This is a genomic window from Kitasatospora sp. NPDC004615 (assembly GCF_042873545.1).
Taxonomy (GTDB): Bacteria; Actinomycetota; Actinomycetes; order Streptomycetales; family Streptomycetaceae; genus Kitasatospora.
Genome location: NZ_JBIALQ010000003.1, coordinates 21,437 through 34,986 on the forward strand (window position 1 = coordinate 21,437; position 13,550 = coordinate 34,986).

General features: G+C 68.7%; 7 protein-coding genes and 2 pseudogenes. 5 read left to right on the forward strand and 4 right to left on the reverse strand.

The window, feature by feature from the left end:
• The first annotated feature begins 63 nt into the window (after positions 1 to 63).
• The 4 genes and pseudogenes from istA to ACFYS8_RS11175 all read left to right on the forward strand — a co-directional run bounded on the left by istA (position 64) and on the right by ACFYS8_RS11175 (position 4,068).
• Positions 64 to 1,740: an IS21 family transposase gene (istA, locus tag ACFYS8_RS11160; RefSeq protein ID WP_387638980.1), complete on the forward strand. Its 1,677-nt coding sequence runs from the start codon at positions 64 to 66 to the stop codon at positions 1,738 to 1,740.
• Between the two features lie 92 nt (positions 1,741 to 1,832).
• Positions 1,833 to 1,997 (forward strand): annotated as a pseudogene (locus ACFYS8_RS11165) (ATP-binding protein); the annotation flags it as partial.
• A 121-nt stretch (positions 1,998 to 2,118) separates the two neighbouring features.
• Positions 2,119 to 2,580 (forward strand): annotated as a pseudogene (locus tag ACFYS8_RS11170) (ATP-binding protein); the annotation flags it as partial.
• Positions 2,581 to 3,000: 420 nt separating this feature from the next.
• A complete protein-coding gene (locus ACFYS8_RS11175) occupies positions 3,001 to 4,068 on the forward strand; it encodes an SGNH/GDSL hydrolase family protein (protein ID WP_387638981.1) in 1,068 nt (355 codons plus the stop codon).
• Between the two features lie 479 nt (positions 4,069 to 4,547).
• Here the strand turns inward: ACFYS8_RS11175 and ACFYS8_RS11180 are convergent, their stop codons facing one another.
• From ACFYS8_RS11180 to ACFYS8_RS11195, 4 genes are all read right to left on the reverse strand, one after another.
• The gene (locus ACFYS8_RS11180; RefSeq protein ID WP_387638984.1) at positions 4,548 to 5,000 is read right to left on the reverse strand and encodes a hypothetical protein; all 453 of its coding nucleotides are present in this window, start codon (positions 4,998 to 5,000) and stop codon (positions 4,548 to 4,550) included.
• Positions 4,997 to 5,752 (reverse strand): ATP-binding cassette domain-containing protein, encoded by a 756-nt coding sequence (locus tag ACFYS8_RS11185; protein WP_387638987.1) that lies wholly within the window; start codon positions 5,750 to 5,752, stop codon positions 4,997 to 4,999. The genes ACFYS8_RS11180 and ACFYS8_RS11185 overlap by 4 nt, the downstream gene beginning before the upstream one ends.
• Before the next feature lie 350 nt (positions 5,753 to 6,102).
• On the reverse strand, positions 6,103 to 6,669 hold the full coding sequence (locus tag ACFYS8_RS11190) for a hypothetical protein (RefSeq protein ID WP_387638989.1): 567 nt from the start codon (positions 6,667 to 6,669) through the stop codon (positions 6,103 to 6,105).
• Between the two features lie 116 nt (positions 6,670 to 6,785).
• Complete coding sequence (locus tag ACFYS8_RS11195) at positions 6,786 to 10,973, reverse strand: CHAT domain-containing protein (RefSeq protein WP_387638992.1); 4,188 nt, start codon at positions 10,971 to 10,973, stop codon at positions 6,786 to 6,788.
• Between the two features lie 1,075 nt (positions 10,974 to 12,048).
• Between ACFYS8_RS11195 and ACFYS8_RS11200 the strand changes: the two genes are divergently transcribed.
• A complete protein-coding gene (locus ACFYS8_RS11200) occupies positions 12,049 to 13,524 on the forward strand; it encodes an ATP-binding protein (protein WP_387638995.1) in 1,476 nt (491 codons plus the stop codon).
• Positions 13,525 to 13,550: the final 26 nt, after the last annotated feature.

Sequence of the window (13,550 nt, forward strand, 5' to 3'; positions counted from 1 at the left end):
GCTTGCGCCGTCTGGCCGTCACTCTGTGCCTGTTGATCACGGTCCAGGTCAGGGAGACCGCTGGTGCACAGGTCACGTGAGTGGCTGTTCGAGAGGATCCGCCGGGCCAAGCGTGAGCAGGGGTTGTCGGGGCGGGAGCTCGCGGCGCGGTTCAAGGTGTCGCGGAACACGGTGAAAAAGGCGTTGGAGTCGCCGGTGCCGCCGAAGCGCAAGTCGCCGCCGCCGCGCAAGAGCGTGCTGGAGCCGGTGAGGGGTTTCATCGACGCGATGCTGCGCGAGGACCTGGACGCCCCGGCGAAGCAGAAGCACACGATCCCGCGGATCATCGAGCGCCTGGCCGCAGAGCACGACTTCGAGCAGGCCCGTCCCACCACGGTCTGGGACTACGTGTCCAAGCGGCGTCCGGAGATCCGCGCGGAGGCGCTGGAGGGCCGCCGGCATCTGGACGGGATGGTGCCGCAGGCGAAGAGGCCGGGCGAGGAGGCGGAGGTCGACTTCGCGGACTTCTGGCTGGACCTGGCCGGGCAGCGGCGCAAGTGCGTGCTGTTCACGCTGCGGCTTTCCTACTCGGGCAAAGCGGTGCACCGGGTCTATGCGACCGCGTCCCAGGAGGCCTTCCTTGAAGGGCACCTGGAGGCGTTCACGGTGCTGGGCGGGGTGCCGTCGGTGCACATCCGGTACGACAACCTGAAGCCGGCGGTCAAGCAGGTGCTGTTCGGGCGCTCGCGGCTGGAGTCGGCGCGGTGGGCGTCGTTCAAGTCCTGGTACCAGTTCTCGGCGTTCTACTGCGCGCCCGGCGAGGACGGCGCCCACGAGAAGGGCGGGGTGGAGCACGAGGGCGGCCGGTTCCGCCGCAAGCACCTGGTCCCGCCGCCGGTGGTCGACTCGCTGGCGGAGCTGAACGAGCGCCTGGCCGCGATCGACATCGCGGAGGACGCCCGGCACATCCACGGCCGGCCGACCTCGCTCGGCTTCGACTTCGAGGCCGAGCGGGACCGGCTGCGGCCGCTGCCGGCGGACGACTACGACTGCGGGATCGACCTGAGCCCGACGGTCGCGCGGAACTCCCGGATCACGGTGCGGCAGTGCTACTACTCGGTGCCGGCGAAGTTCATCGGCACCAAGGTGCGCGTCAAGCTGCGGGCGAACGAGTTGTGGGTGTTCGACGGGCGCAAGGTCGTCGCCCGCCACCCCCGGCTGACGCGCCGCTACACCTACCACGACTTCCTGGACCACTACCTGGAGATCCTGCTGGCCAAGCCCGGCGCGTTCGCCGGGGCCTCCGCGCTCGCGCAGGCCCGGGCGGAGGGCGGATTCACCAAGGTCCACGAGGCGTTCTGGGCGGCGGCGAAGACCCGGGCCGGTGACCGCGAGGGAACCAGGATGCTGATCGAGGTGTTGCTGCTGCACCGCCAGCTCCCGCCCGAGGCGCTGGTGGCGGCGATGGAGACCTGTCTGCGGGTCGGGTCGGTCTCCACCGACCTGGTCGTGATCGAGGCCCGCAAGGCGATGGAAGGCACCGACGCTGACGACGCCGAGCTCCTGGCCGACACCGGCGGGTCGGCCACGGACGGCTCCACCTCCGCGCCCGCGGCCGCCGGAGCCCAGGTGATCTCCCTGCACGCGCGCCGCCTGCCGCCCGATTCGCGCCCGGCACTGCCCGACATGAGCAAGTACGACCGGTTGCTGAGCCCGGTCGCCAGCCGCGACCGCCAGACCCAGAAAGGCCACGGCGCATGAGGCCGACCATCACCGTCACCGACCAGGACGACGAGCAGGACACCGGAAAGGTCCCCGCCCGCAGGATGTCGCTGCCCGGCGACCCGGAGGACATGCTGATCGACGAGGCCTGCCGCGAGCTTCGCCTGCCGGCGTTCCGCGAGCGGTTCATCGACCTGGCCTCAACCGCCCGGCGCGAACAGGCCACCTACAAACAGTTCCTGCTGGACCTGCTGCAGGTCGAACTCGCCGACCGGGACCTTCGCCGCCAGCAGCGGTTGCTGCGGCTGGCCCGCTTCCCGCGCCCGAAGCGGCTGGAGGACTTCGACTTCGAGAAGAACCCCCAACGTCACCCCCGAGGTCGTCGCGGACCTCAAGTCCCCGACCTGGGTCCGCGAGGGTCGGCCGCTGGTGCTGATCGGCGACTCCGGTACCGGCAAGTCCCATCTGCTGATCGGTATCGGCACCGCGATCGCCGAGACCGGCCTGTCAGTGCGCTACACCACCACCAGCGCGCTGGTGAACGAGCTCGCCGAGGCCGACGCGAGCCGGCGCCTGTCCTCCGTGATCGCCCGCTACAGCAAGATCGATCTTCTGTGCCTGGACGAGTTCGGCTACCTCAACCTGGACCGCAAGGGCGCCAAGCTGCTGTTCCAGATCTTCACCGAACGCGAGGAGCGCAAGGCCACCGCGGTCGCCACGAACTCACCCTTCACCGAATGGGACAAGACCTTCGGCGACGCCCGCCTCTGCGCGGCCATCGCCGACCGGATCACCTTCCGCTGCACCCTGATCCAGACCGGCACCGAGTCCTACCGCTACCAGGCCACCCAGGAATCCCTCTTCCCCGCCGCGAACTGACACGCCGCAGCGAGACGAAGCCGAATGTGAATACGAAGTCGAACGACTGATCAACCGATTGAAGACCTGCCGGGCCATGGCCACACATTCCGACTAAAGACGTACGTCTACAACGGCACCGTGACCGTTGCAATTGGATCGGCGGGGCCCCGGTGTCCCGGAATGTCCGGGTTCATTGGGCATGGCTGCTGCCTGTCGTCAAACGATCGTTTGACGACAGATGCGGGCTCGGCTGCTGGAGGCGCCGGCGGCCGAGCGCCGCAGCGGTGCGAGGCCGACGGAAGCCAGACCACATCAGCGATTGACTACTTCCAGTTACTGCGTGGATACAATACGTGCCGTTGGGTGGTGTGCAGCCGCCCGCCCCTTCGTTGGAAGGCAGTACGCATGGCTCGTACCTCTACACGTCCTCTGCGCGGTGTGGCCCTGGCCGCCGCGGTCCTCGGCTCGGTGCTGTCGCTCACGGCCGCCGCACCCCCGGCGAGCGCCGAACGCGGCCGGGCCGCACAGACACTGAACTGGGTTGCGCTGGGAGACTCCTACAGCGCGAATGTGATGGTCCCTCCATGGGACGCCCCCGCTGACAGCGACGGGTGTGGCCGTTCCGGGTCCAACTGGGAGGCGATGCTGAAGCAGGACCTCAACGCGGCGCACCCCGGTTGGGTGAACTTGACCGACGTGACATGCGGTGGAGCTACGGTCGCGCAAGGGGTTCTCGGGCCCCAGCCGGCTGACCTGCTCTTCGGCCCACCCATCAACGGCAAGGAGCATGGCGGCTGGGTTACCAAGGCGCCGCAGATCGACGCGGTCGACGCCAATACCGACATCGTCACTGTCGGCATCGGCGGCAACGACTTCGGCTTCGGGGAAATCCTGAACAACTGCCTGGCCATCGGCGCCGAGCAGACGCTGCCTGTCAAGTACTGCAAGACCTACTACGAGTCCGAGGAAGGGCAGCACTGGCTCAACGAGCGCTGGCAGATCCTCGAGGACGGTCTGCAGGCCACTCTGGCGGACATCCACTCCCGGGCTCCTCAGGCGAAGGTGTTCCTGCTCGGATACCCCGCCATCGCGCCTTCCGTGTACGGCTGCTCGTACGGCAACTTCCACCAGCTCGGCACGGTCCGGCTGACCAACGACGCACCGTACCTGAACTCCCTGCAGCAGCAGCTGAACCAGCGGATCGCAGATACGGCCGGCGAGAACCAGGCCACGTATGTCGACACCTACACCTCGAGTGAGGGGCATGGCGTGTGCGCCACCGGCTCCAACCGCTGGATGTACGGCGTCTTCTCGAACCTGGTCATGCCGCCCGGAGTGGACAAGCCCGCCGACCCGGCGCAGTACCAGTGCCCGGCCCGCGAACTGGTACCCGCGGGGCTCCCCATGGGCGAGGCATGCACCTTCGTCCACCCCAACTACTACGGCGCGCTCAACCAGCGCAACCAGGCAGAAGCTGCGTTCCAGGCCGCCGGCCTGACCCCGTAAGCGACCGGCCCGCCGACGTGCGACCACCCAGCGCCCCGGCGCTGGGTGGTTGTTCAGTCCGGCCCACCCCCGTCGTCGTCCTCGTCCAGCTCTGGCGCGTCCGGGTCGCGCGGCGGGCGCAGGGCGCCGGCGGTCGGGACGCTGGTGGTGAAGCTGTAGCGGTGCTAGACGGCCATGATCGTTCTCGCCAATAACCGCTGTATCAATGTTCCCCGAGGCCGGAAACCACTCACACCCGGAAGGGCCTGGCCCACGGGCCCAGCCCTTGGCCGTGCCCAAGGGCGAGCCCTGGCCGCGACTTGTCAGGGAGGCGACCCGGGCCCGCGGCCAACCTACCGACGCCCTCACCCCGGCCTCTCCGGACACTCCGCCCGCACCCGCTGGCTCACCCGATCAGTGGCTCCCAATCTCGCCGAAACGGCTCTCGAACTCACCGAAGAACGCCCGCCACAGTCGAGTACGTCAGCGCCACGAACGGCCTACCCCTGGCTCCCGTTCACGCCGAAGAACTGGCTCTCATATGACCCGACAAAATCAGCCCCCAGCAGCACGTAGCCGGGCCACCAGAAACCCGGCCCGCCGTCGCGCACCGTCACCGCGACCGCGGTCAACACGCCGACCGCGTACGCCGCCAGACCGTACGTCAGGCCTGCCGCCACCTGCACGGCCTCGATCCGCCACGACGGCCGGGCCGCGGCGAACCCGACCACCACACCGGCACGGCGCCGGGCGGCCGCCGCCCAGGCCGCCGCACCCGCCATCGCCGGCCCGAGGTAGAACGCCGGGATCTGCGCGGCCGCACTGGCCTGCGACCACACCCCGATCCACGACCTGTCCCGCCCGAACAGCACCAGCAGCACCACCGCCACCAGCACGGGAAACACCCACCGCAGCGGCGAGCGGCGCAGCTCCGTCCGGTACGCCCGGCTCATCGGCCCACCGCCTGCCGCCCGTCGAGGGCGCGCATGTAGCCGCGCTCCAGCGGGCTGTCACCCGGATCGCCCGGACGCGCCAACGCCGCCAACTCCCCCGGCGTGCCCCGGAAGACGAGACGTCCACCGTCCATCACCGCGACCTGGTCGCACACCGCCGCGACATCCTCCACCAGGTGGGTGCTGAGCACCACGCCCGCCCCGGCCAACGAACGGATCAGGGCGCGGAACTCCAGCCGCTGCGCCGGATCCAGACCGACCGTGGGCTCGTCCAGCAGCACCACCTCGGGCTCACCCACCAGCGCGGCAGCGATCCCGGCCCGGCGGAGCATCCCGCCGGACAGCGACTTCATCCGGGCCCGCGCCCGGTCACCGAGCCCGACCGCCTCGACCGCCTTCCGGGCAGCCTCCGCTGCCCGCGCGTCGGGCACCTCGCGCAACCAGGCGCAGTAGCGGACGAACTCCTCCACCGTGTACCCCGGGAAGTACCCGAAGTCCTGCGGCAGAAAGCCGATCCGCCGCCGGGCCACCCGCGCCGCCCTCTCCGAATCGACCGGTCCCCCGCACACCTCCAGCGTCCCGCCGAGCGGCGGCGCCACCGTGGCAAGCGTCCGTAACAGGGTGCTCTTCCCCGCCCCGTTCGGCCCGAGCAGCCCCAACACGCCTTCCCCGACCGCCAGATCCAGCCCCTCGATCACCCGCCGCCCCCGGTACCCCTGCACCAGCCCGACCACCCGCACCCTCGGCTCCACGCCGCGCCTCCCCACCTCAGCCGCACCTCACAGCGCCCCCTGCGACACACCACCGCCGCCTTCCCACAGGCCGGGGAACGCCAACATCACTGAATGACCTGGGCCTCTCTCTGAGCCGCCTATGGGATTCGAACCCATGACCTACGCATTACGAGCCCGGGAGCGATCATGCTGGTGGCTGCCAGCATCGATCACCTGGTGATTAACCCGCAGGTCAGGACATTGCACCGTGATCCACGATCCTGCCTGAGCCAGCACGTGTTGCCCCGTCCGCTCACGCATCGCTCACGAACTCCGTCGGCCGTGGCGCGCTGCGGCGGTGCATCTACGGCACGGCTCGGATAGGCCCTTCATTGAAGATCAATTGTCCGTAGCGCGGGCGGCAAGTGTGCACGGTAGGGGATCAGGCCCAGGCGCCGCTGCCTGACCGTGGCAGCAACGGAGACGTGGGCCCGCACGGTCGCTCCGGTTGGGGCCTTGACCACGACGGTCAAGGTCTCGTCTCCGATCAAGGGGACCGAGCTCGTCGCCTTGAACCGCCATTCGGGGTCGCTGTCGTGCTCACCCATGCCCACCAGGAACAGGTGCTCCTGCTGCTGATCGGGAGTGACATCCAGGGTGGACTCAACGATGGCGAGTTTGGCGGTCAGGGCGACCCGGCCCACTCGACCGGCGGGAGCGAGACGCTTCTTCGGGGCGATGGACCAGGCGATCGGCTGTCGGTCCGCAGGCTCGTCGGGCGCCTCCAATCGGATGCCGAGGCCGGCATCGACGAACGGGTCGTCATTGTCAGACGGCCGGAACGCGCACACCAGGCTGAGGAGCAGGTAGTCGCTGTGCGCGGACTCCGACTCCAGGAAGTCACGCCACTCCTCGTCCCCCTGCGCCGCCTGCTCAGCCGTGAGCCGACGCACCACAGCCACTCCGAGGGACACTCGGCCCCGCAACGGAGATGACGTAGTCGGAGTGTTGAGTCGCGGCACCGGGCGGAGCTCTACATCCCGCAGGACAGGTGCGTCGATGCTGACGTGGTTCACTGCGCTACTCCTCGAGGTGTGTGCGGCGCGCGCCAGTCGCCGATGAAACAGAACGAACCCCAGTCCCGGTACGCGGGGTGCTTGGTACGCGTGTGGCACTGAGCGGAACGGAACGCGGACCGACGGTCTCCGTTTCCGCAGAGCTGTCGGTATAGCTTGGCAAAGAAGTCGGTGGCCACGTCCGGATGCACCGGCCACAAGCATCCGATGACGGCCGAGGCGCCCGCGGCCAGGAAGGCCGCCGGCAAGCCACGCAGGTTGTCGTTCACGTCGTAGCGGCCCAAGGCCGACTCGCACGAGCTCATGGTGACGAGTTCGACGCCCCGCAGGTCGGTTCTGAGGATGTCGTGCGCGAAGACTCGGCCGTCGTTGTCGAAATCGGGTGACAGAAAGAGACACTGGTACCAGGAGGCCCACTCATTGTGCGCGCCATGCGCCGCCACATGCACGTAACGCGAGGTGCCGAGCTCGCGCAGGAAGCGGCTGGGCGTGGCGGCAGCTCCAAGCACGGCTCGGCCACCCATCGACGCCGCCACCGAGGACGCATGGTGCTCCAACGCCGTCTCGGCGACTAGGCCGTGCCGCACACCGCCGGTCGCCGACCCGAACGCCACGAGCTCATGGCGTGCTGTGGGCGGCGTCAGCTCAGCGGTGGTGGCACGGAGCGAAGCGAGGCTCGAAAGCTGTGTCACGGTCCAGTCGTCCGCCACCAGCCCGTCTGCAACGGGAAGCAGCGGATAGGGGACGAAGTGGAGTGGCCCGTTCGGCCAGATGCACAGATGCCGCTTGCCTTCGACCTGCCAATGCCCCATCAGCTCCCCGAATCCGGCCAGGCATTGTGTACCGGCGTACTCCAAAGCGGTGCCCGCCTCGCGGCTCACCAGGCGGTGCAGCGGGTCGGCGGTGACGGCCTGTCGCAGCACGGAAACGGGGCTGGCCACTGGGTGGATAAGCATCGTGTGGAGACCGCGAGTGAGGCGGAGCAGGTCGCCGCCGACGTCGTTGAACGCGACGGTCCGCAGGCGCACCTCCTCGCGCGTCACCGCCAGGCCCACCGTCCCAGTGCGGAGGTCCGTCCCGTTCGGCCCCGGGAACTGCCCCAGGAACAACGACAGCAACACCGTGTCCTCCGGGAGCAGCGTCTGGACCTCGCCCAGCCCCAGGAGGGCGTTGCGCGGGAGGTTTCGGGTCAGGTGGAGTTCCATGCTGATCCGGCGGTCGACGGCCCGCTGCAGATTGCGCTGCCGAGCATCAGGGCCGCTCTCGGGTTCGGCCTCGCCGGTGCCGACGTAGCAGAGGATGGCGTCGTCCGGGCTCAGCGTCCCTTCCGCAGGCGGCGGTTGAGCGGCGTCGAGGCTCGCCTGGTCGATCGCGGCGGCGAGCGCACGTGATGGGGTAAACGGACCGGAGCGTTCGACTGCGATCGAGAAGTCCATACCCTTGGCCACTTGGTGCAGCAGGAAAACGGTGGTCGCATCGACGCGGGCGTGCGCAGAGAGGAGGGCGCCGAGGGAGAGGTACAGCTCTCGGAGCTTCCAGGCGACTCCCTCGTCCGTACTCGCTCGGAGAGAAGTCATACTGCCCAGCAGTGCAGCTGCAGCGATACTTGCTTCCGGATGGTCGCAGTCCCGGACACAGGCCAACCCGGCTTCGAAGGCATACAGCGCCAGATCCTCCTGGTCGGCCATCGTGTACTGCGCGCCGGCCACGGCGAAGCACTCGGCCGCCATCGCCCAGTCCCCCGCGCGGTCAGCGTGCACGGCCAGGTCGTAGGACAAGCGGCCGTACAGGTGCGTCACCATCTCGACGTGCTGGTCCACCCAGTCCGGAGCCGATCGGACGGCCTCCAGGAGCAGGGTTCGGCCCAGGGACTGCTCGTCGTCCTCACCGCAATGCGCGGCGAGGTGGACCAGTGCCGCGGCCCGCTCGGCCGGCTTCCGGGGAGGGTCTGTGGTGAGCTCCTCCGTCGCGGCCCGGACTCCGCCCGGCACCGGGCAGTCGAGCGTGTCCTCATGGAGCAGGTGTACCTCGCTGGCCCAGCGCACCCGTTGCTGGTCGGGCTTCCGAAGCCGGAGGCCCGCTCCGTCAGCGGCCTCGATGAGTGCGGCCTCCAGATCCCGGTGCCCCGTCTCGGCCGCGAGGGCCAGTGCCTCCGTGAACAGGCTCGCTGCCTCGTGCTCGCCCTGGCGCTCCCGAACTTCGTCCAGTGGGACCGGCAGCAGGCCATCCAGTTCGCGGGGCAGGAACAGTTCACCGAGCAGGGCGAGTATCCGCAGCAGGTACAGGTAGCCGAGCGGATCGCGGAACGGGTCCAGGGTCCCGACAGCCTCCCGGGCCGCCGCCCTCGCCTCCTGGTCGTGCGAGGTCCCGGTAAGACCGGCGAGCATGGAGAGGGCCTCGACCAGAGCCTTGAGCGTTCGGCCGCGCTGGTGGCCGGTGGCGAACGCCGCGGCTTCCCTGAGCCGGGCCACGGCCTCCTCGACCGCATACCGCGGGTCCGGCATGGTGACGCCCTCCCACCGCCCGGTGTGGACGCCCATGTACCGGGCCTCGCGGTCGCGCCGGAGCTGCTGGGCCGAGGCGAACGACAGGTCCACCAGCCCCCCGGTGTACGGGGTCAGGCACAACAGGCCGTCCACGAACAGGGTCTCGGCGAGTTCGGCGGTATCCTGCACGGCGTCACGGCCACGTAGTACATCGATCTGCCGGCCGGCCACCTCGCGCGCATGCTGGAACAACACCCCGTTCGGCTGCTCGGCCAGGGCCAGCCGGGCCGCCTCGACGTACGTATCCGCTACCCACCACCACGGGCCGTCCCGATCGGTCCCCCAATGCCGCTCGGCCGCTGCCAGGGTCAGGGCCAGCACGGCAACCGCTCGCCGGGGAGTGCCAATCCTGACCAGGTCGACGGCCACCCTCACCACGATCCGAACGGCGGTCTCCGACAGTTCGCTGCCCGACTTGCCGACCTGCCGCAATGCCTCCTGCTCAGTGACGATCCGTTGGTCCACCTCGTCGCCGAGGGCGATCAGGCGACGTGCTTGAGCTGCCTCGGCCTCGGTCGGTGGCGCTGCAGGAGCCGACGCGTCCTGTGTGCCCTGATCAGTGCCGACGTCGCAAGCACGCCTCAGTCGGAGCGTGTGCTCCAGCAACAGCCCGGTCGCCTTGGCCAGGTTCGCACGGTCCGACCGCCGGCCGTGCTGCAGATCGAGGTCCGCTGCCCGACGCAGCCAGTCGACCGCCTCCCGTAACTGGGCGACGAGGTCACTCTGCTCAATGCCCGGCGCCTCGGCCTGGCGGCCGAACCCCGTCCCCACGCCGATCATCGCCGACACCTGCTCAGGAGATCCCGGTGCTGCCAGCTCCAGAGCCCGACGGTACGAGCGCGCGGCATCCGCCAGATCCGCCTGGTGCCCGGTCAGCTCGAAGTGGCCGACCTGGGCACTACCGAGGGTCAGCAGACGCGACGCGGTCCGCGAAGCCGACGACTCCGGCAGTGCCGCCACAGCGCTCAACAGCTCAACAGCCCGGTCCGCGTCAGCCAGCCGCGACTGATCGTCCCGCGCTGGCGCCATCGCCCGGTATTGGTGGGCCAGGCCCAGCAGGGTGTCCTGGTAGGCACCGTCGCCACCCCGTGGGACGCGCTGCAGTAGCCCAAGAGCCTCGTCCAGAGCAGCCCAGTCTTGCTGCTGCTCGAAGTCCACCACCAGATCGGCCGCATGCTCCAGCGGATCAGCCCATGGGTCGTGCCCAGTCTCCTGTACCAGCTTTGGCCAAAGCTCACGCGGGACTTTCCTGTGGTCCGCAAGGAACAGTAGACCGAAGAGATGGATCGCCATCTCGTGCTCCACCTGCGCGCGATCATCATCGCCAAGCGCTACCGCTCGTGCCCAGTGGAATGCGGCCGCTGTGTACAGAGCCTCGGTGTCTACGTGATGTGACCCCTGAACCTCCTCGGCGACGAGGGCCATGAGCCGCATGGCAGCATCGCGCCCCGCTTCATCAAGTAGCGCTTCCGTCTCAGACTGGTAGACGTACTCGGCAATCCGAGCATCCAAGTCCTCGACAAGTGCGTCCCGCATTGCTCCCCCGTGGTGACCGACCGTCATCGTGACACGATCCGGCTCACTTGACGGCGGAATGTCGGCACTGGCCCCTCGGGGCTTCGCCTGATGGGTGGACACGCTGATACTGGATCTGTTTGATCCGGAGGAACGAGAACACCGCCGATGGCGATGAAGGACTATTCGGACGGGGTCAAGGCCGATGCCGTGGCCCTGTACGAGTCCACGCCCGGGACGGCTGACAAGAACATCGCCGCTGACCTGGGCATCAACAGGGCGACCCTGCGGGAGGGGGTGCTACGAGACCGGGACCGCCGCGGCATCGCGCCCGCGGACGCCCGGCGTCCCGGGACGGGGCTGGCCCGGGCAGGGCAACCGGCTACGTCCGCCGATCCGGATTTACGGATCTGGCAGTTGGAAGCCCGGGTGGCCGGGCTTGAGGCGAGCGAGCGGAAGCAGGCCACCGAGTGGGACACCTTACAAGCGGCTCGGCGGCGCCCGTGCCAGAGCCGTCCGCCAGCGCGAGGGCCAGGTCCTGGCCGAACGGGTCCGCCGGATCACGGGGACTCCGGCGGTTCCTACGACTCGCCCGGGTGACCGCGGAACTGTGTGAACCGGAGAACGGGTCAACCACAAGCGGCGCCCCGGTCATGCGGACCCACTCCATCGCCGGTATCCGCCTGCGAAGAAGGGTCAGCACCACCGTCCCGGATCGGTTCCAACGGGACTTCACCGCCCCGAAACCGGGGCGCAAGTACATGGGCGACTCACGTATCTGCCGCTGGCAGGCGGGAAGTTCCTCTACTTGGCGACCGTGGTGAACTGCTTCAGCCGCAGGGTCGTGCGCTGATCGATCGGCGACCAGGACTTCACGTGCCGCACCACGCGGGAGAGTTGGCGACGGTGGACCGCTTTATTGGCGCGTGCTGAGTGTTACGAGATGACACCAGAGGGTCACCACTTCTGTGCGGTGACGACCGGGTGATCGGTGGATGATGCACCGATCTGGCAGGTGTAGCGGCCAATGCTTCGGCTCCCTACTACCATCTGCCTGGGGTGTCTTGGGACGGGGGCGAGAGTGAGCGGCGCAGATACTGCGCGTGTGCCGTATCGCCGCAACCGTCGCTCGTCCGGTTCTCCCGGATGGGCGCGCACCGAGCAGTGGTCAGAACGGGAAGCGAGACGAGAACCGAGCATGATGTACGACATCGCCGCCCCCGAACCTGCGGGCATGGTTGCTTCCCTCAGCTCGCTCGGGTACTCGTTGCCGGCCGCCATCGCAGATCTCGTGGACAACAGCATCTCCGCCGGAGCATCCACCATCGACGTCGAATTCACCTGGGCTGGACGGGACTCGTGGATAGCCGTGGTCGACGACGGTACCGGGATGGCCGCAGACGGGCTCGTGACCGCCATGACTGTCGCTGCCCGCGGACCTGCGACACCCCGCAGTGCGACAGACCTGGGGCGCTTCGGTGTCGGTCTCAAGTCGGCCTCCTTCTCACAGGCCCGCCAGCTCACCGTCGCCACCGCGACTAGCGGCCTGTGGCAGGTGCGCACGTGGGACCTCGACGTCGTCGAGAAGTCCGGAGAGTGGCGGTTGCTGCATGGTGCCGATGAGGAGACCACTGAGCTGCTCGAGAAGATCCGGGGGACGGCGGAGCACGGCACTGTCGTGCTCTGGCGACGCCTCAACGGTTACCACGCCGACTCGGTGGCGGTGGAGGACGAGCGGACCCAGAAGCAGTTCTATGCGGAGGCCGCCCGAACGGAGTCGCATCTGGGCATGGTCTTCGCCCGCTTCCTCACCGGAGGTCGGCGCCGCAACCTGCGGGTTTCCGGCAGCCCCGTCGAGCCCTGGGATCCGTTCCTGTCCCGCCACCCGTCCGTACAGCCACTTCCCGTCGAGCGTCTGCCGCTGGGATCAGGTTCCGTGCGGGTGGAGGCGTTCGTCCTCCCCAGCACACAGAGGCTCAGCCAGGACGAATACGAGAAGGCTGGCGGCCCACGTGGCTGGCTCGACCAGCAGGGGTTCTACGTGTATCGCCGGGACCGTCTGATCCTGGCCGGCGACTGGCTCGGGCAGCGCGGGTTGCGTCGCGAGGAGAAGTACAACCTGGCGCGGATCGCCATCGACATCCCTGCCGAGACGGATGTCGAGTGGGGGGTTGATGTCCGGAAGTCCAGCGTCGTCCCGCCCGTCGCCCTGCGTTCTCATCTGCGCCGCATCGCCCTTCAGGCCAGGAGAAGGGCCGCTGACGTCCTTCGCCACCGTGGGCAGATCGCAGCCCGAACGCATGGGGACCCGTTGCTGTACGCATGGAACGTCCGTCGTACCGACGACCGGGTCACCTGCAGGATCAACCGCGGGCATCCGCTCGTAAAGGCGGCTCTGCGTCCTGGCAGTACCAGCTCGGCCGACGTGCGTGCACTGATCCGTCTGCTCGAGGAGACCGTGCCAGTTACCGCCCTCCGGGTGATGCACGAGACGGACACCAGCGACGACCCCGAACCCTTCGGTGGTCCCGGAGCCGCCGATGCAGAGGCAACAGAGGTCGCACAGCGGATCTACGAGGCGCTGGTCTCCGACGGCCGCTCACCGGCCGCCGCTCGCGAACGCCTTCGGACGATGCCCCCCTTCGACCAGCTGGAGGGCTTCTGGAACGGGTGAACCAGACGATGTGTCAGTAGCCGACC